The 23,085-nt window shown below is 61.2% G+C and carries 20 protein-coding genes; 14 read left to right on the top strand and 6 right to left on the bottom strand.

Annotated elements, in window-relative coordinates:
• Positions 1 to 313: 313 nt before the first annotated feature.
• Complete coding sequence (glmS, locus tag I4X03_RS03135; protein ID WP_223465471.1) at positions 314 to 2,143, bottom strand: glutamine--fructose-6-phosphate transaminase (isomerizing); 1,830 nt, start codon at positions 2,141 to 2,143, stop codon at positions 314 to 316.
• A gap of 165 nt (positions 2,144 to 2,308) precedes the next feature.
• Here glmS and I4X03_RS03130 point away from each other — a divergent pair, with 165 nt between their 5' ends.
• From I4X03_RS03130 to I4X03_RS03120, 3 genes are all read left to right on the top strand, one after another.
• On the top strand, positions 2,309 to 2,782 hold the full coding sequence (locus tag I4X03_RS03130; RefSeq protein WP_223465470.1) for an Lrp/AsnC family transcriptional regulator: 474 nt from the start codon (positions 2,309 to 2,311) through the stop codon (positions 2,780 to 2,782).
• Between the two features lie 102 nt (positions 2,783 to 2,884).
• Complete coding sequence (locus tag I4X03_RS03125; protein WP_223465468.1) at positions 2,885 to 3,655, top strand: ABC transporter ATP-binding protein; 771 nt, start codon at positions 2,885 to 2,887, stop codon at positions 3,653 to 3,655.
• On the top strand, positions 3,652 to 4,836 hold the full coding sequence (locus I4X03_RS03120) for an ABC transporter permease (RefSeq protein ID WP_223465465.1): 1,185 nt from the start codon (positions 3,652 to 3,654) through the stop codon (positions 4,834 to 4,836). The genes I4X03_RS03125 and I4X03_RS03120 overlap by 4 nt, the downstream gene beginning before the upstream one ends.
• Before the next feature lie 99 nt (positions 4,837 to 4,935).
• On the opposite strand, the gene glmU is transcribed toward I4X03_RS03120, so the two are convergent.
• Entirely contained in the window at positions 4,936 to 6,312 is a 1,377-nt protein-coding gene (gene glmU / locus I4X03_RS03115; protein WP_223465456.1) for a bifunctional UDP-N-acetylglucosamine diphosphorylase/glucosamine-1-phosphate N-acetyltransferase GlmU, read from the bottom strand.
• 27 nt (positions 6,313 to 6,339) lie between these two features.
• Between glmU and I4X03_RS03110 the strand changes: the two genes are divergently transcribed.
• The 4 genes from I4X03_RS03110 to I4X03_RS03095 all read left to right on the top strand — a co-directional run bounded on the left by I4X03_RS03110 (position 6,340) and on the right by I4X03_RS03095 (position 8,833).
• On the top strand, positions 6,340 to 7,239 hold the full coding sequence (locus tag I4X03_RS03110; protein WP_223465454.1) for a DUF6279 family lipoprotein: 900 nt from the start codon (positions 6,340 to 6,342) through the stop codon (positions 7,237 to 7,239).
• Positions 7,240 to 7,308: 69 nt separating this feature from the next.
• On the top strand, positions 7,309 to 7,959 hold the full coding sequence (gene rsmD / locus I4X03_RS03105; protein ID WP_223465452.1) for a 16S rRNA (guanine(966)-N(2))-methyltransferase RsmD: 651 nt from the start codon (positions 7,309 to 7,311) through the stop codon (positions 7,957 to 7,959).
• Between the two features lie 106 nt (positions 7,960 to 8,065).
• Entirely contained in the window at positions 8,066 to 8,563 is a 498-nt protein-coding gene (gene coaD / locus I4X03_RS03100; protein WP_223465450.1) for a pantetheine-phosphate adenylyltransferase, read from the top strand.
• Positions 8,564 to 8,575: 12 nt separating this feature from the next.
• Complete coding sequence (locus I4X03_RS03095) at positions 8,576 to 8,833, top strand: YfhL family 4Fe-4S dicluster ferredoxin (RefSeq protein WP_223465440.1); 258 nt, start codon at positions 8,576 to 8,578, stop codon at positions 8,831 to 8,833.
• A gap of 10 nt (positions 8,834 to 8,843) precedes the next feature.
• On the opposite strand, the gene I4X03_RS03090 is transcribed toward I4X03_RS03095, so the two are convergent.
• The gene (locus I4X03_RS03090) at positions 8,844 to 9,161 is read right to left on the bottom strand and encodes a ChaB family protein (protein WP_223465430.1); all 318 of its coding nucleotides are present in this window, start codon (positions 9,159 to 9,161) and stop codon (positions 8,844 to 8,846) included.
• Between the two features lie 100 nt (positions 9,162 to 9,261).
• Between I4X03_RS03090 and I4X03_RS23145 the strand changes: the two genes are divergently transcribed.
• Positions 9,262 to 10,947, top strand: a complete 1,686-nt coding sequence (locus I4X03_RS23145) for a methyl-accepting chemotaxis protein (RefSeq protein ID WP_307735328.1) — start codon at positions 9,262 to 9,264, stop codon at positions 10,945 to 10,947.
• A 35-nt stretch (positions 10,948 to 10,982) separates the two neighbouring features.
• Positions 10,983 to 11,582, top strand: a complete 600-nt coding sequence (locus tag I4X03_RS03075) for a chalcone isomerase family protein (RefSeq protein WP_223465428.1) — start codon at positions 10,983 to 10,985, stop codon at positions 11,580 to 11,582.
• 66 nt (positions 11,583 to 11,648) lie between these two features.
• Here I4X03_RS03075 and I4X03_RS03070 read toward each other — a convergent pair whose 3' ends face one another.
• Entirely contained in the window at positions 11,649 to 11,936 is a 288-nt protein-coding gene (locus tag I4X03_RS03070) for a hypothetical protein (RefSeq protein ID WP_223465426.1), read from the bottom strand.
• Between the two features lie 143 nt (positions 11,937 to 12,079).
• Between I4X03_RS03070 and I4X03_RS03065 the strand changes: the two genes are divergently transcribed.
• The gene (locus I4X03_RS03065) at positions 12,080 to 13,030 is read left to right on the top strand and encodes a LysR family transcriptional regulator (protein ID WP_223465425.1); all 951 of its coding nucleotides are present in this window, start codon (positions 12,080 to 12,082) and stop codon (positions 13,028 to 13,030) included.
• A gap of 252 nt (positions 13,031 to 13,282) precedes the next feature.
• Here I4X03_RS03065 and I4X03_RS03060 read toward each other — a convergent pair whose 3' ends face one another.
• Positions 13,283 to 13,738 carry an Lrp/AsnC ligand binding domain-containing protein gene (locus tag I4X03_RS03060; protein ID WP_223465423.1) on the bottom strand — a complete coding sequence of 152 codons (456 nt, stop codon included), beginning with the start codon at positions 13,736 to 13,738 and terminating at the stop codon, positions 13,283 to 13,285.
• A gap of 214 nt (positions 13,739 to 13,952) precedes the next feature.
• Here I4X03_RS03060 and putA point away from each other — a divergent pair, with 214 nt between their 5' ends.
• Both putA and ald read left to right on the top strand, forming a co-directional pair.
• On the top strand, positions 13,953 to 17,585 hold the full coding sequence (gene putA / locus I4X03_RS03055; RefSeq protein ID WP_223465414.1) for a trifunctional transcriptional regulator/proline dehydrogenase/L-glutamate gamma-semialdehyde dehydrogenase: 3,633 nt from the start codon (positions 13,953 to 13,955) through the stop codon (positions 17,583 to 17,585).
• Positions 17,586 to 17,653: 68 nt separating this feature from the next.
• Positions 17,654 to 18,769 (top strand): alanine dehydrogenase, encoded by a 1,116-nt coding sequence (ald, locus tag I4X03_RS03050; RefSeq protein ID WP_223465400.1) that lies wholly within the window; start codon positions 17,654 to 17,656, stop codon positions 18,767 to 18,769.
• On the opposite strand, the gene I4X03_RS03045 is transcribed toward ald, so the two are convergent.
• Positions 18,739 to 19,530, bottom strand: coding sequence for a 5'-methylthioadenosine/adenosylhomocysteine nucleosidase (locus tag I4X03_RS03045; RefSeq protein WP_223465394.1), 792 nt, complete (start codon positions 19,528 to 19,530; stop codon positions 18,739 to 18,741). The two genes, ald and I4X03_RS03045, sit on opposite strands and share 31 nt — an antisense overlap.
• 814 nt (positions 19,531 to 20,344) lie before the next feature.
• On the opposite strand from I4X03_RS03045, the gene I4X03_RS03040 reads away from it, so the two are divergent.
• Together I4X03_RS03040 and I4X03_RS03035 are read left to right on the top strand one after the other, a co-directional pair.
• Positions 20,345 to 21,382, top strand: a complete 1,038-nt coding sequence (locus I4X03_RS03040) for an NAD(P)H-dependent flavin oxidoreductase (RefSeq protein WP_223465392.1) — start codon at positions 20,345 to 20,347, stop codon at positions 21,380 to 21,382.
• An 11-nt stretch (positions 21,383 to 21,393) separates the two neighbouring features.
• Positions 21,394 to 23,019 carry a GMC family oxidoreductase gene (locus tag I4X03_RS03035; protein ID WP_223465390.1) on the top strand — a complete coding sequence of 542 codons (1,626 nt, stop codon included), beginning with the start codon at positions 21,394 to 21,396 and terminating at the stop codon, positions 23,017 to 23,019.
• Positions 23,020 to 23,085: the final 66 nt, after the last annotated feature.

Here is a 23,085-nt window from a genome sequence, read left to right as displayed (position 1 = left end):
CCCGCAACAAATTGGAAGTCCAAGGTGATGACGATGGCCCGTTGAATGGGAAGTCACCTGCTTTGCCCCGGACCAGCTGCTCCGAGTACACCACGACCCGCCATCGAACCGGCGCCCACCCCAAGTCAATACTTTGGCTCCTAAACTTCAGAGGGCAATGCGGATTGGCTCTTGAGGTGAATTTAACATTAGCAAAAAGTGCAAGGTCGATGAAGCACAGTCAGTAACTGACCGTGTTCTTCGGTAACCGCCAATGTTTGCTGGTAAGTGTGTTTATTTTGCCCGCACAATCACGTCGTATGCAACGCTTCGATTACTCGACGGTCACCGACTTGGCCAGATTGCGCGGCTTGTCGACGTCGGTGCCACGCGCCAGCGCGGTGTGGTACGCCAGCAATTGCAGCGCGGCCACGTGCAGGATCGGTGACAGCTGGCCGTAGTGTTCCGGCAGGCGGATCACGTGGACGCCGTCGCCCGAGTTGATGCGCGAGTCGACGTCGGCAAACACGTACAGCTGGCCGCCGCGGGCGCGCACTTCCTGCATGTTCGACTTCAGTTTTTCGAGCAACGCGTCGTTCGGCGCAATGGTGACAACTGGCATCTCATCGGTGACCAGCGCCAGTGGGCCGTGCTTCAGCTCGCCGGCTGGGTAGGCTTCGGCGTGAATATACGAAATCTCCTTCAGCTTCAGCGCGCCTTCGAGGGCGATCGGGTAGTGCAGGCCGCGGCCGAGGAACAGCGCGTTTTCCTTGCGGGCAAACTCTTCTGCCCAGGCGATGATCTGCGGCTCCAGCGCCAGCACCGCGGCGATGGCCACCGGCAGGTGGCGCATCTGCTTCAGGTAGGCAGCTTCCTCGTCGTCGCTGAGACGGCCGTTGACTTGCGCCAGCGTCAGTGTCAGCAGGAACAGCGCGGCCAGCTGGGTGGTGAAGGCCTTGGTCGATGCCACGCCCACTTCGACGCCGGCACGGGTGATGTACGACAACGCGCACTCACGCACCATCGCGCTGGTCGACACGTTGCAAATGGTCAGCGTGTGTTCCATGCCCAGGCTGCGCGCGTGCTTCAGCGCGGCCAGGGTGTCGGCGGTTTCGCCGCTTTGGGTGATCGTCACGACCAGGGTGTTCGGGTTCGGCACGCTGTCGCGGTAGCGGTATTCGCTGGCGATCTCGACGCTAACCGGTACCTTGGCGATCGATTCGATCCAGTACTTGGCGGTCAGGCCGGCGTAGTAGCTGGTGCCGCAGGCCAGGATCAGCACGCGGTCGATCTGCTTGAAGACTTTGTAGGCGTTGTCGCCGAACAGCTCCGGCATGATGCCGGTGACGCCCTCGAGGGTGTCGCCGATGACGCGCGGCTGCTCGAAGATTTCTTTCTGCATGTAGTGGCGGTAAGGGCCGAGTTCGGCCGCGCCGGTGTGGGCGTGGACGACTTTGACTTCGCGGTCGACCGGACGGCCTTCGCTGTCGACGATCCAGTACTTGCCGATCTGCAGGTCGACGACGTCGCCTTCCTCCAGATAGATGATGTTGTTGGTGGTGCCCGCCAGTGCCATTGCGTCGGAAGCGACGAAGTTTTCGCCTTCGCCAACGCCGAGGATCAGTGGCGAACCCTGGCGCGCGGCGATCACGCGGTGCGGCTCTTCGCGGCTGAAGACGGCAATCGCGTAGGCGCCGTGCAGGCGCTTGACGGCTTGCTGGACGGTGTCGAACAGGTCGCCGTTGTACATGTGATCGACCAAGTGAGCGATTACCTCGGTGTCGGTCTGGCTCTGGAATACATAGCCGAGGGCGGTCAGTTCGGCGCGCAGTTCGTCGTGGTTTTCAATGATGCCGTTGTGAACCAGGGCGATGCGGGCGGACTCTTCGGTTGGCGAAAAGTGCGGGTGCGCATTGTGCGAGGCCGGGGCGCCGTGGGTTGCCCAGCGGGTGTGGGCGATGCCGGTGAAGCCGCCCAGGTTGGCTTCCGCCATCTGGACTTCGAGGTCCGCAACGCGCGAGGTGCTGCGCGATCGCTTGAGGCGGCCGTCAATGTGCAGCGCGACGCCGCAGGAATCGTATCCGCGGTATTCGAGGCGCTTCAGGCCTTCAATCAGAATCGGGGTGATGTTGCGTTGCGCTACTGCGCCGACGATGCCGCACATAAAGACCTCTTTGAATTGGTAAATTAACAGTAGGGCAATACTAAGATAGAGCCGATGAAATAAGCTTTCTAAATACGCCAATATTCGTTATATTATTTCACCTGTTTAGAATGATGAAATATTATTTCAATTTAACAGATTATCTGAATTTTTATTTCAAAAGCCATGACAGAACAACAGTACGAGATGGACGATTTGGATCGTCGCATCCTCAATACGCTTCAGCTTGACTCATCGCACACCAACGCCGAACTGGCAGAACTGGTGCATGTCTCGCCGCCGACCTGCCTGCGGCGTGTCAAACAGATGCATGAGGCAGGAATCATCGCGCGACAGGTGACGATCGTCGCCCCGGAAAAAGTCGGCGCGCGGCTGACCGGCATCGTCGAGATCACGCTGGACGTCCAGGCCGCCGAGCGCATGGATGAGTTTGAACGCCATGTCGCCGCCGACCCCGCCGTGATGCAGTGCTACCGGGTCTCGCCAGGACCCGATTTCGTGTTGATCGTCCAGGTTGCCGATATGCCGGCCTATCACGCGCTAGCGCACCGCCTGTTCGCGGCACACGCCAACGTACGCAATGTGAAGACTTACTTTTCGACCTTCCGCAGCAAATTCGAAACCCGCATCGCAGTCTGACATGAATTGATGCGTCACAACTCGTGCCACGAGGAAATAGTGTCTACTGGCAACAGATAAGCCAGCGCCCTGCTGGCCGCTGACGATGCGAGGCGAGTTGCGATGGACACGATCCCCAATCTGCATGGCGGGCCCCCAGTGGTGGCACAGGCAATTGTCGAGTTGAAAGGTGTGCACAAGCGGCACGGGCTGGGACTGTCCGGCGTCCAGGCGCTGCACGACATCGACCTGACGCTGGCGCAGGGCGAAATGGTGGCCATTTGCGGCCCCAGCGGCAGCGGCAAGACCAGCCTGCTCAACATCATCGGCATGCTCGATACCGCCAGCGAAGGCAGCGTGGTGATCGGACGGCTGCTGGTGTCCCAGATGCCGGACCAGGCCCGGACCGACCTGCGCAGCGACATGATCGGCTTCGTGTTCCAGTCCTTCAGCCTGATACCGGTCATGACCGCGCATGAAAACGTCCTGCTGCCGCTGATGCTGCGCGGCCACCTTGACGAGGCCGCGCTCGAAGCGGCAGAGCAGCGCGCCGCCGACCTGCTCTCACGGCTGGGCCTGGCAACACAGATGCGCCACTATCCGGCCCGCCTCGATCCCAGCCAGAGCCAGCGGGTGGCGATCGCGCGGGCGCTGGTGACCCATCCGCGCCTGGTGGTGGCCGACGAGCCGACCTCGCGCCTCGATAACGGCTGCGTACGGCTGGTGATGGACCTGTTTGCGCGCTTTCAATATGAGCATGGCACCGGTTTCGTGATCTCGACCCGCGACCAGCGCCAGTTCAGCCGGGTCAACCGAACCCTGCAGCTAAACGAAGGCCGGCTCTCGGCAACCCCCACTGAGGCGCGGCGGCGCCCGCTCCGGGTGCAGGTATGAGCCCGCAGCGGCTGGCGCTGCGCACGGTGCTGCTGGGGCGCCCGCGCACGGTGCTGGCCGTGCTGGTCATCGCGGCCAGCCTGTCGGCGCTGGACTTGTTCGCCGGCCACATCGCCAGTAACCGCGCGCGCCTCGAATACCGTGCCGTCATTGGCGACCGGCTCGGCCATCTGGCCGTCCAGCGTCCGCGCGGCAAGCACGATAACAGGGCGCCGATGTTCGACCAGGAAGAGGCGGCGCGCATTCGCCAGCTGGTCGAAGGCACCGCCGGGGTGTTGTTGCTATTGCCGCAGATGAGCGTAGGCGGCCTGGCCTCCACCGGCGAACGCTCGGCCCTGTTCCACGGCGAAGGCGTCGATTCCGGCACGCCGGCGGATGCGCCCGGCAAGCTCAAGGCAGGGGTGCGTAACGGCATTGCGGTCAGCATCGGCCATGCGCGCACGCTCGGTTTGCGCAACGGCAGCAATGTGACCTTGACGGGCGCCGCGCCCGACGCCCCGGGGCGCCCGCTCAGCGCGGAAGTGGTGGACATTTTCAGCACGGCCGGCCTGAACCCGGACGCGCGTTCGGTGCTGATGCCCTTCGAGATGGCCCAGAGCCTGCTCGACACCCAGCGCACCGAGCGCTTCGTTATTTTCTTGTCGAATCCGGAACAGATGGAAGAAAAGCGCGACGAGCTGAGGCGCGCGCTGATAAGCGGTGGCGTGGCGGCGGAAGTGCGCACCTGGAAAGAGCAGTCGCAGACGTTTATCGTCGAAGAAAAAACTGCCAAGGTCTCGTTTGACAGTGTGGCGGGCATGGCGTTCGCCGTCATCGCCGCCGCCATTGCCGCGACCATCTCGATGAACGCCTTCGAACGCCGGCGCGAGGTCGGCACGCTGCGCGCGCTGGGCATGCGCAACGTATCGGTATTCCTGATGTTCGCGGCCGAAGCGCTGTGGATGACGGCCATTGGCGTGGTGGTCAGCCTGGTCGCCAGCGGACTGATCGCGTGGGTGGTGAACCGGGCGGCGCTGTCTTATTCCGCCCACCATGCGCTGCGGCCGGCGCCGATGCTGGTCGAGCTCGACCTGAACCGGATGGCGATGGCGGTGGTGACGGTGATGGCGGTGGCGCTGCTGGCGGCGCTGGTGCCCGCCTTCAAGGCCGCGCGCGGCGGCATTGCCGACGCTTTAGCGTAAACGTCATTCCCGCGGAGGCGGGAATCCCTAGCGCGCCTGCGCATGGGCGCGATGGACTCCCGCCTGCGCGGGAGCGACGGTGGACCTGACGCTATCCGTTTATTTCTTGACCTTGACAGGGCGCTTCCAGCCTTCGATGGTCATCTGCTTGGCGCGCGAGATCGTCAGCTGTCCAGCCGGCGCATCCTTTGTCAGCGTCGTGCCGGCTCCCAAGGTCGCACCGGCGCCGACCGTCACTGGCGCTACCAGCTGGCTGTCGCTACCGATGAAGGCATCGTCGCCAATAACCGTGCGGAACTTGTTGGCGCCGTCATAATTGCAGGTGATGGTGCCGGCGCCGATGTTAACCCGCGATCCGACCGTGGCGTCGCCGATGTAGGCCAAATGGTTGGCTTTGCTGTGCGCGGCAATCTGGCTGTTCTTGATTTCGACGAAGTTGCCGATGTGAACGTCTTCGGCGAGCTCCGTGCCGGGACGCAGGCGCGCATACGGCCCGATCACCGACTTGGCGCCCACTACCGCGTCCTCGATATGGCAGAACGGCTTGATCTGGGCGCCAGCGGCGACCTTGGCATTGACGATCACCGTGTGCGCGCCAACAGTCACGCCGTCGGCCAGTTCTACCTTGCCTTCAAACACGCAGCCGACGTCGATGGTGACGTCGCGACCGCAGACCAGCTCGCCGCGGATGTCGATGCGGGCCGGGTCCATCAGCGTGACACCTTTTTCCAGCAGGGCATTCGCGAGGTTGAGCTGGTGACGTCGCTCGAGCTCGGCCAGTTGTACCTTGCTGTTGACGCCGGCCACTTCCCACTCGCCCGACGGCTGGGCCGAGACCACCGGCACGCCGTCCGCTACCGCGCGCGCCACGATGTCGGTCAGGTAGTACTCGCCTTGGGCATTATTGTTCTGCAGCGAAGACAGCCATTGCTTGAGGTGGCGCGTCGGCATCATCATGATGCCGCTGTTAATTTCGCGGATCGCGCGTTCTTCCGGCGTTGCGTCCTTTTCCTCGACGATGCGCACAATCTGGCCGCCTTCGCGGACGATGCGGCCAAGGCCGAACGGGTTTTGCTGCTCAACCGTCAGGATCGCCAGCTTGTCGGTGCCGGCAGCGGCCACCAGGCGTTGCAGCGAATCGAGGGTGGTCAGCGGAACGTCGCCGTACAGCACCAGTGTCGGCGCATCTTCGTCGATCTGCGGCAGCGCTTGCATGACGGCGTGGCCGGTGCCCAGTTGCGGCTGTTGCAGCGCGGTGTCGATGCTGGTGCGCGTGCCATTATTCTGTTTGGCGACCATCTCGGGCACCGCTGCGCCGCCGTGTCCGTAAATCACGCATAATTTGCTCGGCGACAGCCCGCGCGCGGTGTCAATCACGTGCGCCAACAGCGGCTTGCCGGCCAGCGGGTGAAGTACTTTCGGCAGCGCGGATTGCATCCGCTTCCCCATACCAGCGGCGAGTATCACTACATTCATGAGCAGTCGTTCAGAAAAGTTGAAAAGATGAAAAAGTTTAACACGCAAGATAACTTATTCCACCGGATTCGATTGCTGTGCATGATCGGCCTCGTGCTGACCGTCGCCGCCTGCAGCAGCATTCGCCTGACCTATAACAACGGCGACAGCCTTCTTTATTACTGGCTGAACGCCTATGTCGACATCGACAGCGATCAGTCGGACTGGGTCAAGCAGGACATCGACGACCTGTTCCAGTGGCACCGTAGCACCCAGCTGAAGGATTACGTGCAGCTGCTGCAAAAAGGGCAGCGCCAGTTGGCCGGCAACATGACCCAGGCCGACTTGCTGGCCAGTTACCGTGAAGTGCGCGAGCGTGGCGAGAAGCTGGCCAACAAGGCGGTGCCCGATCTGGCCCAGCTGGCGATCTCGCTCAAGCCCGATCAGATCAATACCCTGGCCCGCAAGTTCGAGTCGAACAACGACAAGTACCGCAAGAAGTTCCTGCGCGGCGATCGCGACGACCGCAACAAGGTGCGTTACAAAAAGGCAATGGAGCAGTTCGAGCTGTGGTTCGGCAACTTCAGCCGCGAGCAGGAGGCCGCGCTGCGCAAGGCCTCCGACGCCCGTCCGCTCGACAATGAGATGTGGCTCGACGAGCGCATGCGCCGCCAGCAGATGATCCTGGCCATGCTGCGCAAGGTGCACGATCAGAAGCTGAGCAAGGAAGCAGCGATGCCGCTGGTCCAGCAGCTGGTGCGCGACGTCTTTACGCGCATGGACTCGCCGGAACGCAAGGCGTTCTACGATGCATCGCTGGACGGCACCACCAAGATGATGCTGACCGCGATCAAAATCGCCACGCCTGAGCAGAAAGCCCATGCCCACAAACGCATGCAAGGCTGGATCGACGACTTTAATGTGCTGGCCGCCAGCAAGCAGAACTAGGACCGGCCGGCGCGGGCGGCTGGAAAGGCGCATGGTATAGTCGCGCCGCGTTAATTTCACCTGATACCCATGCCTAAGAAACCAGCCAAGCCCGCCAAAGTCCCGGTCCACCGCGCCCCGCCTCCCCAGCAGGTGCGCATCATCGGAGGCGAGTGGAAACGCACGCCGTTGCCGGTGCTCGATGCGCTGGGCCTGCGCCCGACCCCTGACCGGGTCCGCGAAACCGTGTTCAACTGGATTAACCATCTGCGCGGCGGCGACTGGAACAATGCCGCCGTGCTGGACTTGTTCGCCGGCAGCGGCGCGCTCGGGTTCGAGGCCGCCAGCCGCGGCGCCCGCTCGGTGCTGATGCTCGACAGCCACACCCCAGTCGTGCGCCAGCTGGAAGTCATCAAGGACAAACTCAAGGCAGGCGCGGTAACCATCATGCGCGGCGATGCGTTCGTTACCGCGCTCGGCATGGCGCAGCGCGGCCAGCGTTTCGACCTGATCTTCCTGGATCCGCCGTATGGGGAGCAATTCCTGGTCAAGGCCTTGCCGCTGTGTGCCAGCTTGCTTAACGAGGGCGGACTGGTGTACGCCGAAGCGGGCGAGCCCCTGCCTTTCTCGCCCAGCGACGGCGCGGCGCCCGACTGGCTGGCCCCCTGGGAACAGGTACGCGCTGACAAAGCGGGCATCGTGTTCTATCATCTGCTCAAGCTGCACGAAAAGTCGGCATAAACGCCACAGTTGAGTGCTTAACAGTGTGGCAAGCGCCCCACCGAGGGGTGGCTGGCCGAAATCAGGCATAATGCGCGTTTAAATGGTGCATCGCAAGGGAGCCGCAATGGTTGTAGCCGTCTATCCGGGAACGTTCGATCCGCTCACCCGCGGTCATGAAGATTTGGTGCGCCGCGCATCGGGTCTGTTCGACGGCCTGGTCGTTGGCGTGGCCGACAGCAAGAACAAAAAACCGTTCTTTTCCCTCGACGAACGCCTGGAGATCGCCAACGAAGTGCTTGGCCATTATCCGAATGTGCGGGTCGAAAGTTTTTCGGGCTTGCTGAAGGATTTCGTGCGCAAGCATGATGCGCGCGTCATCGTGCGCGGCCTGCGCGCCGTGTCCGACTTCGAATACGAGTTCCAGATGGCGGGCATGAACCGCTACCTGCTGCCGGATGTCGAAACCATGTTCCTGACGCCTTCCGACCAGTACCAGTTCATTTCCGGCACCATCGTGCGCGAAATCGCCATGCTGGGCGGCGATGTATCGAAGTTCGTGTTCCCGTCGGTCGACCGCTGGTTGCAGAAAAAAATCGCAACCATGGCACCGCCTGCTGCGTAACCAGGCACCACTATGGCCTTGCTCATTACCGACGATTGCATCAACTGCGACGTCTGCGAACCGGAATGCCCCAACGAGGCCATCTCGATGGGACCGGAGTTCTACGTCATCGATCCCAACAAATGCACCGAATGCGTCGGCCATTTCGATGAGCCGCAGTGCCAGCAGGTGTGCCCGGTCGCGTGCATTCCGCTGGACCCGGCCTGGCGCGAATCCCCCGACGAGCTGATGCTCAAGTACCAGCGCCTGACCGCCGCCAAAGCGGCGTAATCAGGGCCGCTCAGCCGGCCAGTTCCCATCTGCCGCTTGTTTCATCCTTCCGGTACCTCTTTTTCACTGCGCTCCAGGCAACCTTGTGCGCAGTTTCCTCACGCTCGTCGGCGCCGCGCTCCAGGTATTGCTCGTAGGCGCTGTTGAACGCTTCCTTGTAGATTTCCTGGGCGTGCTTCGGCACGTTGTCGCGCACGCTGTCGGGCAAATCGGCGATTGATTTGTAAGGCATCGGCTGTCCTCCTTTCAGCGCCAGTTTGCCAAAACCGGTGTCCATGGCGCGCACCGCTGCGCGTTGTTTGTACACGCCAATGCGGCTGTGCAGCATGGAAATAATGCCATTGAGTTACTTTCTAATAATTAATGAATGCTATATTTGTTTGATAAAAAATTAGCACGCCCATACTTTTTAGAGGCTTACGGAGAAAATGAAAGTCAGAGACATGCGGATCGGCCAGCGTTTGGCCATTGGTTTTGGCATTGTGATTACCTTGCTGGTAATGCTTGCCGGGATTTCCTACAACCAGATCGCCACCCTGAACAAGGAAGTGGCGGCAATGATCGGCGAGCGCTTGCCCAAGACGGTCGCCGCCAACCAGGTCAAGGCGGACGTCAGCGAGGCTACCCGCAGCATGCTCAGTGTGCTGGTGATGGGCGACCCGGATCAGATCGCCAAGGAACTGGCGAACGTCGAGGCCCGCAGTGCCAGCGCCACCGCGGCGATCGCGGCGCTGACCGCCACCACCCAGGACGCGCGCGGCAAGGAGATATTGGCCGACATCGCCACCATCCGCGCCAAGTTCCTGCCGGCGCAGGCAGCGTTCGTCAAGCTCGTCAATGACGGCCTGAAGGATGACGCGATGGTCAAGTTCATGTTCTCGCTGCGTCCCCAGCAAGCCAAGTATTTCGCCCAGATCGACCAGTTCATCGCCTATCAGGATGCGGTCATGGCCAAGGCCGGCGCCGAGGCCGCCAAAGCCAGCCAACGCACCCAGACCCTGATCCTGATCCTGGCCGGCGTGGCCGCGGCCATCTCGATCGGCATCGCCGTCATCACCACACGCGGCATCACCGGCCCGCTCAGCTACGCGGTCAAGGTCGCGCGGCGCGTCGCGGAAGGCGACTTGACCAGCGTAATCAAGGTCAACAGCCGTGACGAAATGGGTCAGATGCTCGACGCGCTCAACCACATGAACGCGAGCCTGATCAAGATCGTTGGCGATGTCCGTCTGGGTACGGAATCAATTTCTTCGGCCTCGGGTCAAATCGCCAGTGGCAACCTCGACCTGTCGTCGCGCACCGAGCAACAGGCCGCGTCGCTGGGCCAGACCTCCGGCGCGATGCGCGCACTCACCGATACCGTCCAGCAGAACGCCGACAACGCGCGCCAGGCCAACCAGCTGGCCGCCAACGCGTCGGAAGTGGCGGTGCGCGGCGGCAAGGTGGTATCCAGCGTGGTGGTGACGATGGGCTCGATTACCGATTCGTCGAAGAAGATTGTCGATATCATTTCCGTCATCGACGGTATCGCGTTCCAGACCAACATCCTGGCGCTGAACGCCGCGGTGGAAGCCGCGCGCGCCGGCGAACAGGGCCGCGGCTTCGCCGTGGTGGCGTCCGAAGTACGCAACCTGGCCCAGCGCAGCGCCGCGGCGGCCAAGGAAATCAAGACGCTGATCGGCGATTCGGTCGGCAAGGTGCGCGAGGGCAGCATGCTGGTCGAACAGGCCGGCGCGACGATGCAGGAAGTGGTGGCCAGCGTGCGCCAGGTGACCGATATCATGGCCGAAATCACCGCCGCCAGCCAGGAACAGAGCAGCGGCATCGCTGAAGTGAAGCAAACGATCCTTGAAATGGACGAGACAACCCAGCAGAATGCTGCCCTGGTAGAGGAAGCGGCAGCGGCGGCGGCGTCGATGCAGGACCAGGCGGCCAATCTGGCACGCGTGGTCGGCATCTTCAAGGTCGATTCGGCACCGCCGAAGGCGCCAATTGCAGCGCCCGTGTCTACCAATCGGCGTCCGCCTGCGTTAAGGAAACAGATTGCCCTGGCTCAGAGGGCGAAAACGGTAGTAAAGCAGGAACCTGAACTGACCGCCGCTGAAGAGTGCTGACATCAGTCCGATAATAGTTAAATAATGGAGACACCATGATTGCTTCAAAAAACATTGGTTTCAAGAGCGTGTTGACCGGCCTGGCGCTGGCTTGTTCGCTGGCATTGCCAGCCCTGGCAGCGGAGATCAACGGCGTCAAGTTCGCCGATACCGTCAAGGTTGGCGGTAGCGACCTCAAGCTGAACGGCCTGGGCATGCGCACCAAAGTCGTGTTCAAGGTTTATGCCGCCGGCCTCTACCTGACCGAGAAGAAAACCACCCCGGCCGACATCCTGGCGGTGCAGGGCCCGCGCCGCGTGACCTTGGTCATGATGCGCGACCTGACATCGGACGAATTCGGCCAGGCCTTCATGACTGGCCTGAACAACAACCTGTCCCAGGCTGAAAAGACCAAGATCGTCAGCCAGATCAGCAAGTTCGGCGAGATGTTCGCCAGCATCGATGGCTTGAAGAAAGGCGACGTGCTGAACATCGACTGGATCCCGGCCACCGGCACCCAGACCGAACTGAACGGCAAAAAGATCGGCGAAACCGTCCCTGACGTTGCTTTCTACAACGCGATCCTGCGCATCTGGATCGGCGACAAGCCGGCCGACAGCTCGCTCAAACCAGCATTGCTGGGCGCCAAGAGCTAATCAAGCGCGCAATAAAAAACGCGGCGCCGGTTACCCGGACGCCGCGTTTTTCTTCACCGCTGCCGTTTAGCTGCGGGCAGCCAGCGCACGCAGTTCAGCCGCATGGCTAGGACCCTGCGATGCATTGATCATGTTTTGCAGCATCTGTGCGTCGCGCATCTGGCGGCGCGCCAGGCGCTCTTCCTTGGTCAGGCGTGGGCGCACGACCAGCAGCATGGCGCGCGCGATGCCGACCAGCAGCGGCTTGAAGAACACCAGCAGTGCGGCCACGGCGGCAAGGCTGAACACCCCGCGCACCAGTGGAAAAATCTGCACGCCGGCAGCGCTTTGAAGTAGTGTAGCAGTTGTTGACACGTTATTTCCTAAAGCCAATTATCGTTATCCATGACTATACGGCGGTGCAGCATATAATGCCAATTCCAATTTCCGATATGCATTATTCGCTTTGTGAATAATCTGCGGTACTATTTGGTAACACCATTTATTTCGGTTTCCCCATGAGCTTCCTGACGCTTGACTTGAACCTGCTGCGCGTTTTCGACGCAGTGATGACCGAGCAAAACCTCACCCGCGCCGCCGGCCACCTGGCGATGACCCAGCCGGCCGTGTCGAACGCCATCAAGCGCCTGCGCGAGAGCCTCGGTGACGAACTGCTGATCCGTACCGCCTACGGCGTCAAACCGACACCGCGCGCCGAAGCGCTGTGGCCGGCGGTGCGCTCCGCCCTTGCCGGGCTGGAAGCTGCCGTGATGCCGGAAACGTTCGATGTGTCGCAGGCTCACGCTACCTTCCGGATGGCGATGGCGGACGCGACCGCAGTGCTGTGGCTGCCTTCCCTGATGCGCTCGATCGAGCGCGAGGCGCCGAAGGTGAACGTGCGCATGGTGCCGCTGACCACGCGCGAACCGCGGCCGATGCTGCTGCGCGGCGATATCGACCTGGCCGTGGGCTTTTTCCCCGGTGTCGCGGCCCAATTGTCGAGCGAAATGAGCTCGCCGATCCGGCACGAGCGCCTGTATTCGGGACAATATGTCTCGGTGATGCGCAAGGATCACCCGCTGGCCAAGGGCGAGCTGACGCTCGATAGCTATTGCAAGGCGAACCACCTGCTGGTGAGTTTCTCGGGACGGGCGCACGGACTGGTCGACGAGGCGCTGGCGCAGCTGGGGCGTGAGCGCCGGATCTGGCTGACCGTCAACCAGTTCTTCACGGCGGGCAAGGTGGTGGCGAATTCCGACCTGATCACGGTGCTGCCGAAGCACTTGATGGCGTCGACCGGCATGACCAACGCGCTGACCTGGCGCGAATTGCCGTTCCAGATGCCGGCGGTGCACCTGGACATGCTGTGGCACGAACGCGACGCCCGCAGCCCGGCCCACCGCTGGCTGCGCAAGCATCTGGAAGGCATGAATACCACGTCGATCAAGTCGGCGATGGAAAGCGACTGACCGCGTCGTTCCCGCGTATGGGCGCGATGCATGGGTTCCCGCGTTCGCGCACTACTGTCCGGAATATTTTGCGTGACACGAATCGCTCGGCAGCCAGGCATCATTTTAGAAGGTCTAGACACGACGACATCGGCAATGCAAGACTTAACGTCGTGATTTCTGTGAGCGCCCCGAACCCGATTGATGCAATCGCACTGTCAACAAGAATATTCCGGACAGCAGTGCGCGTTTGCGGGGACGACGGCTCAGTGCTTACTTGATCGGCAGCTTGGTCGAGTTCTTCACTTCTTCCATCACCGCATACGTGTGCGTTTCGCGCACACCCTTCTGCAGCAGCGTCTTGCCCAGGAATTCGCGGTACGCCGCCATATCCTTCACGCGCGCCTTGACCAGGTAATCGAAGCCCCCGGCCACCATGTGGCATTCCAGCACCTCGGGAATCATCTGCACGCTGCTCTTGAACGAATCGAACACCTCCGGTGTCGTCCGGTCCAACACCACCTCGATGAATACCAGCAACGACACATCGAGCAAGGTGGGATTCAGCTGCGCCGTGTACCCCATGATGTAGCCCGATTCATGCAGCTTGCGTACCCGCTCCAGGCAGGCGGCCGGCGACAAGTTCACCCGGGCAGCGAGCTCAACATTGCTGATGCGGCCATCATTTTGTAGCTCTGAAAGAATTTTTTTGCTAATCTTATCCAGCATGCGAATCGTCCCCAAATTAATATTATTTGGTTAAATTCTCTCACCAAAAACTATCTATGGCTAGTCTTCTGTAATACCAGAATTAATCCAGAAGATTTCGCTCTACAATCGAATCATCTTTTCGCGCAACTTTCTCTCCTTTCTTTCATCAAAAGCGGGAGCGGGAGCTGCGCGCATTCACGTTTCCATGATTCTTTTGTGAAGAGCTTTACCCATGCATACAGCGCCAACCGTCCCTTTTTCCGCACTCCAAGCCGAGATCAAACACGAGCAATCGCCGCTGCGTGCCGCCATCACTGGCGCCTACCGCCGCAGTGAAACCGAGGCTGTGGACTGGCTATTGGCGCAAGGCGCGACACCGTCCCCGCAGGCCGCGCCGCTGGCCCACCGCCTGGTGTCGGCGGTGCGCGAAAAACGCACCCGCTCGTCCGGCGTGGACGCGCTGATGCACGAGTTTTCGCTGTCGTCCGAAGAAGGCGTGGCGCTGATGTGCCTGGCCGAAGCACTGTTGCGCATTCCCGACAGTCAGACCGCCGACCGCCTGATTGCCGACAAAATCAGCAAGGGCGACTGGCGCAAGCACCTTGGCGAGTCGCCTTCGCTGTTCGTCAACGCGGCGACCTGGGGCTTGCTGATCACCGGCAAACTGGTCTCGACCAACAGCGAAAACAGCCTTGGCTCGGCGCTGACGCGCCTGATCGGCAAGGGCGGCGAGCCGTTGATCCGCAAGGGCGTCGACATGGCGATGCGCATGCTGGGCAACCAGTTCGTCACCGGCCAGACCATCGGCGAAGCGCTCAAGAACAGCCGCGACAACGAAGCGCGCGGCTACCGCTATTCGTACGACATGCTCGGCGAAGCGGCGCTCACCGAGGCCGACGCCAAGAACTACTACGCCTCGTACGAAGCGGCGATCCACGCGATCGGCAAAGCATCGAACGGCCGCGGCATCAAGGATGGCCCCGGCATTTCGATCAAGCTGTCGGCACTGCACCCGCGCTACAGCCGCGCCCAGCACGCCCGCGTGATGGACGAACTCCTGCCGCGCGTGAAAACCCTGGTCCTGCTGGCCAAGAAGTACAACATCGGCCTGAATATCGATGCCGAAGAAGCCGACCGCCTCGAAATCTCGCTCGACATGATGGAAGCGATGGCCTTCGACGCTGACCTGGCCGGCTTCGACGGCATCGGCTTCGTGGTGCAGGCTTACCAGAAGCGCTGCCCGTTCGTGCTCGATTACCTGATCGACCTGGCCAAGCGCAGCGGCCGCAAATTCATGGTGCGCCTGGTGAAGGGCGCTTATTGGGATGCGGAGATCAAGCGCGCCCAGGTCGACGGCATGCCTGGCTATCCGGTGTACACCCGCAAGGTCTACACCGACGTGTCCTACCTCACCTGCGCACAGAAACTGCTTGGCGCATCGGGCTCGATCTACTCGCAGTTCGCCACCCACAACGCGCACACGCTGTCGGTCATTTACACCTGGGCGAAAGAGAAGGGCATTGAAGACTACGAGTTCCAGTGCCTGCACGGCATGGGCGAGACGCTGTACGACCAGGTGGTCGGCGCCGACAACCTCGGCAAGGCCTGCCGCATCTACGCGCCGGTCGGTTCGCACGAAACGCTGCTGGCCTACCTGGTGCGCCGCCTGCTGGAAAACGGCGCCAACTCGTCGTTCGTCAACCAGATCGTCGACGAGAAGGTGTCGATCGATACCCTGATCACCGATCCGTTCGAAGCATCGCGCAAGCAGGGCGGCGTGCCGCACCCTGGTATTCCGCTGCCGCTGGAGCTGTTTGGCCTCGAGCGCAAAAACTCGGCTGGCATCGACCTGACCGACGAAAACGTACTGCGCGCGCTGGGCGAGGCCCTGGCCGCACCGCGCACCTACGACGTGGCTCCCCTGATTGACGCACCCGTGGTTTCCGAAAGCTGGACCGAGATCGTCAACCCGGCCAACCATGCTGACATTGTTGGCCACGTCAGCGACGCCACCGCTGCCGACGTCGACACGGCACTGGCGCGCGCCGATGCGTTCGCGATGGACTGGCAGGCGACGCCGCCGGCAGAACGCGCCGGCATCATCGCGCGCGTTGCCGACCTGTTCGAAGAACATCGCGACGAGCTGATGGCGCTGGCCGTGCGCGAAGCAGGCAAGTCGCTGCCGAACGCAATTGCCGAGATCCGCGAAGCGGTCGACTTCCTGCGCTATTACGCGGCCCAGGTTCACGGCGCGAAAAACATCCTCGCACTTGGCCCGGTTACCTGCATCAGCCCATGGAACTTCCCGCTGGCGATCTTCACCGGCCAGATCGCCGCGGCACTGGCCGCAGGCAACGTGGTGCTGGCCAAGCCGGCCGAGCAAACGCCGATCATCGCGCACCGCGCCGTGCAGCTGTTCCACGAAGCGGGCATCCCGAAAGCGGCGCTGCAGTTCCTGCCGGGCCGCGGCGAAGTGGTGGGCGCAGGCCTGTGTAACGATGCGCGCGTCAAGGGCGTGATCTTCACCGGGTCGACCGAAGTGGCGCAATTGATCAACAAGACGCTGGCCGAACGGTCGGTGCGCGAATCGTGCGATATCGCCTTGATCGCCGAGACCGGCGGCCAGAACGCGCTGATCGTCGATTCGTCGGCACTGCCCGAGCAGGTGGTACAGGACGTGATGACGTCTGCCTTCGACAGTGCAGGCCAGCGCTGCTCGGCGCTGCGCGTGCTGTTCCTGCAGGAGGAAATCGCCGACAAGACCATCAAGATGCTCAAGGGCGCGATGCTGGAACTGCGGGTCGGTTCGCCAGACCGCCTGTCGACCGACATCGGCCCGGTGATCGACAGCGAAGCGCAAGGCAACCTGCTGGCGCACATCGATCGGATGAAGGGAAAAGCCACCGCTCACTATTCGCTGCCGCTGTCGCCAGCCGCTGCCGCTGCCGGAACCTTTGTGCCGCCGACGGTGATTGAAATCGGCGCGCTGTCCGAACTGACGCAGGAAGTGTTCGGACCGGTGCTGCACGTGATCCGCTATCGCCGCGCCGACCTGCCGAAGGTGATCGACTCGATCAATGCCACTGGCTTCGGCCTGACGCTGGGTATCCATTCGCGCATCGACGAGACCATCGACTTCATCGTCTCGCGCGCACACGTTGGCAACATCTACGTGAACCGGAATATCGTCGGTGCGGTGGTTGGCGTGCAGCCGTTCGGCGGCGAAGGCAAATCGGGCACTGGTCCGAAGGCTGGCGGCCCGCTGTATATCAAGCGCCTGCAGCGCACCGCGCCTGCATTGCTGCAGCATCAGCGCCAGCCAACTGCATGCTTCGACGCGCTGATGGTCTGGGCCAAAGCCAACGGCCACAATCGCATCGTCGAACTGGGCACCGAATACATGCGCACCACCTTGCTCGGGTCAACCCTGGCCTTGCCAGGACCGACCGGCGAGCGCAATACGCTGTCGTTCTTTGCGCGCGGTGTCGTGCTGTGCGCTGCAACCAGCACCGCCGCCCTGATGAATCAAGTGGCAGCCGCACTGGCTACCGGCAACCGCGTCGTGCTGGTCGCGGCATCGCGCGATGTGATTCCGGACAGCCTGCCGCCAGAAGTCAACGATCGTATCGAGGTCGTCGCCAGCGTTGAAAATTGCAAGTACGATTATCAGATCGCGCTGGTTGAAGCTCCGCTGGCGCCAAGCCTGCGTCCTGCGCTTGCCGCTAATGCATGGGCGATCGTGGGCGTGATCGAAACGTCGGCTGATGCAGCCATCCCGCTGTGGCGCCTGGTGGCCGAGCGCGCGGTCTGCGTGAACACCACTGCGGCTGGCGGAAACGCAAGCCTGATGACCCTCGGTCTGTAATAGTATGAGGATGTAAAAAAAACGGGGACAACCCGAGCCGTTGCTTTAATAAAACTTGGAGGTTTCACATGATAGTAGGCGTTCCAAAAGAGATTAAGAATAACGAGTATCGGGTTGGCCTCACGCCACCGAGTGTCCGCGAACTGACGCAGCGCGGGCACCAGGTCCTGGTCCAGAAAAACGCTGGCGGCGAGATCGGCTTGTTCGACGAGCAGTACGTCGCCGCAGGCGCCACCATGGTCGACACGGCCAGGGAAATCTTCGCGCGCGCCGACATGATCGTCAAGGTCAAGGAACCGCAGCCAGGCGAATGCGCCATGCTGGGCGAAGGCCAAATTCTCTACACCTATCTGCACCTTGCTCCCGATCCGGAGCAGACCGCTGCGCTGGTCAAATCGGGGGCGGTCTGCATCGCTTACGAAACCATCACCGGCCAGGGCGGCGGCTTGCCGCTGCTCGCGCCTATGAGCGAAGTCGCCGGCCGCATGGCTATCCAGGCCGGCGCTGCGCATCTGGAAAAATCAAAAGGTGGAATGGGGCTGCTGCTTGGCGGCGTGCCTGGCGTGGCCGCCGGCCATATCGTGATCATCGGCGCCGGCGTGGTTGGCGCCAACGCGATGCAGATGGCTGTGGGAACCGGCGCGCGCGTCACGGTGCTCGACAAAAACGTCGACCGGTTGCGCCAGCTCGATCTCATTTACGGCAACCGCATCTCGACCCAGTATTCGAACGCGCATGCGATCGAAGAAGCCGTGCTGTCGGCAGACCTGGTGATCGGCGGCGTGCTGGTGCCAGGCGCCGCGGCGCCGAAGCTGGTGACGCGCGAAATGATCTCCAGGATGAAGAAGGGCGCGGTTGTCGTCGACGTGGCGATCGACCAGGGCGGCTGCTTCGAGACCTCGCACGCCACCACCCATGCCGATCCGACCTATGTCGTCGACGGCGTCATCCACTACTGCGTGGCGAACATGCCGGGCGCGGTGGCCCGTACCTCGACCTTCGCGCTGAACAACGCCACCATCGGCCATGCAGTGGCCCTGGCGAGCAAAGGCTGGCAGCAGGCGATGATCGACGACCCGCACCTGAAGAACGGCCTGAACGTTTGCAAGGGCAAGGTTACCTACGCCGCGGTGGCGCAGGCGCTGGGCTACGACTACGCGCCGGCCGATTCCATGCTGGGCTGATTGCCAATCGCCGTCGTCTGGCAATAACGCCGGACGATGTGAAATGCATACCGCGCGGCCACCGATTTCACGAATCGCATGAAATCGGTGGCCGCGTCTTCATTGGCGTTGTCCGAAATCGTACGGATGACCGCAAACGGCACGCCCAGTTCGAAACAGACCTGGGCCACCGCCGCCCCCTCCATTTCCACAGCCAGTAAACCCGTTAATGATTCATTCAGTTGCGACATATGCTTGCCGCAGCTGACAAAGCGGTCGCCGCTTCCGATCAGCCCGCGGTGAACCCGTGGCAGCGCCAGGCGGAAGACCGCCCGTTCCTGGCCGTCGATGGAAGCTTCAAAGTCGTGTGCCAGGAACTGATGCGCAGCATCCGCAACCCGGTTGCTGATGTGGACATCGGACGGGAAATGCGACAAGCCGGTCAGCGGCACCTCGAACTTTGGAAACAAAGGACTGGCATCCATGTCGTACTGAACCAGTGAATCGGCCACCACGATGTCGCCAACGGCCACCCCCGCGTCTCCAGCTCCGGCAACCCCGGTAAACAGGATGTGGGTAACTCCGAACTTTTCCACAAGCATCGTAGCAGTGGTGGCTGCTGCAACCTTCCCAATACGCGACAGGACGCACACAGCGTCGATTCCAAAGAGTGTTCCCTGGGTGTAGTCACGCATGCCATGGATGAGCGTGGTGGCCCCTTGCATGGCTTCCACGAGACCCCGCTGTTCTTCGTGGAGAGCGCTGATGATACCTAAACGCATATTTTTTTCCGTGTTTGTCGTTCTGGAAGACCGGTTTTCGGTGCTGCCGGTTTGCTGGCAGTTGAGTTGTCCCCGAAGTTCCGCTGTTCTGTTGGTTTACATAGTAAGTATGTATACAAAAATAGTAGTGATAGTAAACGCGCTTATTTTTGTGGATAAGTCTGTTTACATCTTTACGATCATCGACTTAGGTGACTTGTAAACTGCTGAACAAGGATTGTATCTAGCAAGGATGGTTGGTGGATAAAAATCGCGTTGTTCACAGGAAGGTGGCTTCTGCACATCTCATCCTGTGGATATACAGTGACTTATCCACAGATCGACCGGCGCGTAGCGCCGGTTTTTTGGTTTGTCAGGTTGGCTTTTGGGCTTGCCAGGGTCGAGCTTTTAAAAAAAGACAGGACTTCCGCTTTTTCAAACGCATCGTGAATTTCTTTAAAACAAGTTTTGCAAACGGAGGCCGGGTGTGACGATTTTGCATCGCAGGCGAAGCCGCGGTGCTTTTCTTTTTGTTTCTTGTTTACTTAAAAGGTATGTATACAAGCATAGTAGTAATGGTTAACGCAGGCACTTTTCTGTGGATAAGCCCATATTTTCCACTGCAATCAAGCGTTTACGCGTTTTATAAGCCAGCGGCCAACTCTGTATGTGGCTGGTATCAATTCTGGACAAAAATCGGCTTGTGAATAAAGTCAGGTTTATCCACAAACCGTACCTGTGGATATTCATAGAGTTATCCACACCCTGCTCGTCCTGCCCCCTGCCCAAGTGCTTTCGCTTCTGTTAATCTTGTGTTTCAGACGAGGGAGGGCCCATGGAATTGCAATCGCTGTTCAAGTTTCCGATCGTCCAGGGACCGATGGCGGGCGGGTCTTGCACACCCGAGCTCATTGCCGCGGTCTCGAACGCGGGTGGGCTAGGGGCGATGCCGGCCTCGCTGCTGTCACCGGACGCGATGCGCGACCAGGCCGCCAGGATTCGCCAGCTCACCGATCGCCCTTTCCTGATCAACCTGTTTGTCCTCAAGACGCCGCAGCCTAGCCGCGAAGAGATTGACCGGGCCGCCGAACTGATGCGTCCGATATGGGAAAGCCTGGGCTGGACCGGGCTTCCGACTCCTTCGCAATGGTGCCAGGACTTCGAGGCCCAGTTCGCCACGCTGATCGACCTGAAACCTGCGGCCGCCAGTTTCACCTTCGATATCCTCACAGCGACACAGGTCGAACGCTTGCACGACGCCGGCATCCTTGTCATCGGCACGGTTACCACGGTGGAAGAAGCCGAGGCCTGGGAACAAGTTGGCGCTGATGCGGTGGTCGCCTCCGGCATCGAAGCAGGCGGACACCGCGGCACTTTCATCGGCGCGCAGGAAGAAGCAACCTTGCAGGCGCGTGTGCTGTGGCCAAAGGTTGCCCGCGCCGTCGAGATTCCGGTGATCGCCGCCGGCGGCATCATGACCGGGATCGACATCAACGAAGCCCTTGCTGCCGGGGCAACAGCGGTGCAGATGGGAACCGCGTTCCTGGTCTGCGACGAGTCCGGAATCTCTCCCGACTACAAGTTCCGCCTGATTAATGCGGGCGACACGCCCACCCGCCTGACCCGCGCATTCTCCGGACGTTATGCCCGTGGCCTCGAAAACCGTTTCATGAAGCAATTAGAAGATGTTGAAAAACAACTTCCCGCGTATCCTGTACAAAATGCTTTAACGACATCAATCCGCGCGGCAGCCACTGCCAGCGGCGATACCGAACTGATGTCGCTGTGGGCCGGGGCGGAAGTGCGGCGCGCCCGCGCCATGCCGGCGGCAAAACTGATGCAAACCCTCGTTGCAGAGATGCGAACCGAGTAGAGGAGAGTGGATTGGAATCGGCTGGGGAATACGACTACATCATCGTTGGGGCCGGAACAGCAGGATGCGTTCTCGCCAACCGTCTTACCAAGAATCGCGACATCGACGTCCTGCTGATCGAAGCAGGCGGACGTGACGACTACATGTGGATCCACATCCCCGTCGGGTATCTGTACTGCATCAACAATCCCCGCACCGACTGGCTGTACAAGACCGAGCTCGACGCCGGCTTGGGTGGCAGGGCGCTGATTTATCCGCGCGGAAAAGTGCTCGGGGGAAGCTCATCGATCAATGGCATGATCTACATGCGCGGCCAGGCCAGCGATTACGACCGCTGGGCCGAGCTGACGGGCGACGCCACCTGGGGCTGGAACGAGGTGCTGCCACTGTTCATGAAAAGCGAGGATTACCACGGCGGCGCCGGGCCGGTACACGGCAGCGGCGGCGAATGGCGTGTGGAAAAACAGCGCTTGTCGTGGGAGATCCTGGATGCCTTCCGCAATGCGGCCGAACAGGCGGGCATCCCGAAAACCGATGATTTCAATGGCGGCGACAACAGCGGCTGCGCCTATTTTGACGTCAACCAGAAGCGCGGCATTCGCTGGAATACGGCAAAGGCTTTCCTGCGCCCTGCTTCAAAACGTCCGAACCTGACGATCATGACCGGCTGCCATGTCGAGCGCCTGATCCTGGAAGACTCACCGCAGGGCAAGGTCTGCCGCGGCGTCGAATTTACCGGTGGCGGTAAAGCCTGGCGCGCGACCGCCATCAAGGAAACCTTGCTGACGGCTGGCGCGATCGGCACGCCGCAGATCCTGCAGGTGTCCGGCATCGGGCCGGCGGCCGCCTTGCACGCACTGGGCATCACGCCCCAGGTCGACCTGCCTGGCGTCGGCGAAAACCTGCAGGACCATTTGCAGCTCAGGATGATCTACAAGATCAAGGGCGTTCCGACACTGAATACGCGTGCGGCAAGCTGGGTAGGGCGGATGAAGATTGGCATGGAGTATGCGATGTTCCAGAGCGGGCCGATGTCGATGGCGCCGTCGCAGCTGGGCGCCTTTGCCCGGTCGGACGACAGCCAGGTGACGCCGAACCTGCAGTATCACGTCCAGCCATTATCGCTGGAGAAGTTTGGCGACCCGCTGCATCCGTTTCCTGCTTTCACCGCCAGTGTGTGCAACCTGCGCCCGAGCTCGCGCGGGCATGTCCGCATTGCCTCGAACGACTCGTACGCGCCGCCGAAGATCACGCCGAACTATCTCAGCACGCCCGAGGACCGTAAGGTTGCCGCCGCCGCGCTCAATGTCACGCGCAAGATCGTTTCGTCGCCCGCGTTGTCTAAATATGAGCCGGAAGAATACCGCCCTGGCATTCACTACCGCACCGAAGACGAACTGGCGCAAGCGGCCAGCCTGATCGGCACCACGATCTTCCATCCGGTCGGCACCTGCAAGATGGGCCGCGCCGACGACCCGTCTGCAGTCGTCGACAGCCGCCTGTGCGTAAAAAATGTGCGCGGACTGCGGGTGGTCGATGCGTCCATCATGCCATTTATTACTTCGGGAAACACCAATTCACCGACCTTGATGATCGCCGAGAAAGCCGCCGTCATGATCCTCGAGAAAAGTAATTAGACGACTTTCGCGCGCCAGGGTTGCCTAAAAAATGAGCGATTTTGCGGGGTGCCGGTTATGCAAACA

It is taken from the genome of Massilia soli (assembly GCF_016809835.1).
GTDB classification, from domain to species: Bacteria; Pseudomonadota; Gammaproteobacteria; order Burkholderiales; family Burkholderiaceae_D; genus Telluria_A; species Telluria_A soli.
The sequence above is the reverse complement of the archived record's forward strand: the minus strand, read 5'-3'. Positions and strand labels throughout refer to the sequence as shown.

Excerpts from the sequence above, each read along its gene's own strand:
- glmS (WP_223465471.1), bottom strand. The coding sequence starts at position 2,143 with ATGTGCGGCATCGTCGGCGCAGTAGCGCAACGCAACATCACCCCGATT.
- I4X03_RS03130 (WP_223465470.1), top strand. The coding sequence starts at position 2,309 with ATGACAGAACAACAGTACGAGATGGACGATTTGGATCGTCGCATCCTC.
- I4X03_RS03125 (WP_223465468.1), top strand. The coding sequence starts at position 2,885 with ATGGACACGATCCCCAATCTGCATGGCGGGCCCCCAGTGGTGGCACAG.
- I4X03_RS03120 (WP_223465465.1), top strand. The coding sequence starts at position 3,652 with ATGAGCCCGCAGCGGCTGGCGCTGCGCACGGTGCTGCTGGGGCGCCCG.
- glmU (WP_223465456.1), bottom strand. The coding sequence starts at position 6,312 with ATGAATGTAGTGATACTCGCCGCTGGTATGGGGAAGCGGATGCAATCC.
- I4X03_RS03110 (WP_223465454.1), top strand. The coding sequence starts at position 6,340 with ATGAAAAAGTTTAACACGCAAGATAACTTATTCCACCGGATTCGATTG.
- rsmD (WP_223465452.1), top strand. The coding sequence starts at position 7,309 with ATGCCTAAGAAACCAGCCAAGCCCGCCAAAGTCCCGGTCCACCGCGCC.
- coaD (WP_223465450.1), top strand. The coding sequence starts at position 8,066 with ATGGTTGTAGCCGTCTATCCGGGAACGTTCGATCCGCTCACCCGCGGT.
- I4X03_RS03095 (WP_223465440.1), top strand. The coding sequence starts at position 8,576 with ATGGCCTTGCTCATTACCGACGATTGCATCAACTGCGACGTCTGCGAA.
- I4X03_RS03090 (WP_223465430.1), bottom strand. The coding sequence starts at position 9,161 with ATGCTGCACAGCCGCATTGGCGTGTACAAACAACGCGCAGCGGTGCGC.
- I4X03_RS23145 (WP_307735328.1), top strand. The coding sequence starts at position 9,262 with ATGAAAGTCAGAGACATGCGGATCGGCCAGCGTTTGGCCATTGGTTTT.
- I4X03_RS03075 (WP_223465428.1), top strand. The coding sequence starts at position 10,983 with ATGATTGCTTCAAAAAACATTGGTTTCAAGAGCGTGTTGACCGGCCTG.
- I4X03_RS03065 (WP_223465425.1), top strand. The coding sequence starts at position 12,080 with ATGAGCTTCCTGACGCTTGACTTGAACCTGCTGCGCGTTTTCGACGCA.
- I4X03_RS03060 (WP_223465423.1), bottom strand. The coding sequence starts at position 13,738 with ATGCTGGATAAGATTAGCAAAAAAATTCTTTCAGAGCTACAAAATGAT.
- putA (WP_223465414.1), top strand. The coding sequence starts at position 13,953 with ATGCATACAGCGCCAACCGTCCCTTTTTCCGCACTCCAAGCCGAGATC.
- ald (WP_223465400.1), top strand. The coding sequence starts at position 17,654 with ATGATAGTAGGCGTTCCAAAAGAGATTAAGAATAACGAGTATCGGGTT.
- I4X03_RS03045 (WP_223465394.1), bottom strand. The coding sequence starts at position 19,530 with ATGCGTTTAGGTATCATCAGCGCTCTCCACGAAGAACAGCGGGGTCTC.
- I4X03_RS03040 (WP_223465392.1), top strand. The coding sequence starts at position 20,345 with ATGGAATTGCAATCGCTGTTCAAGTTTCCGATCGTCCAGGGACCGATG.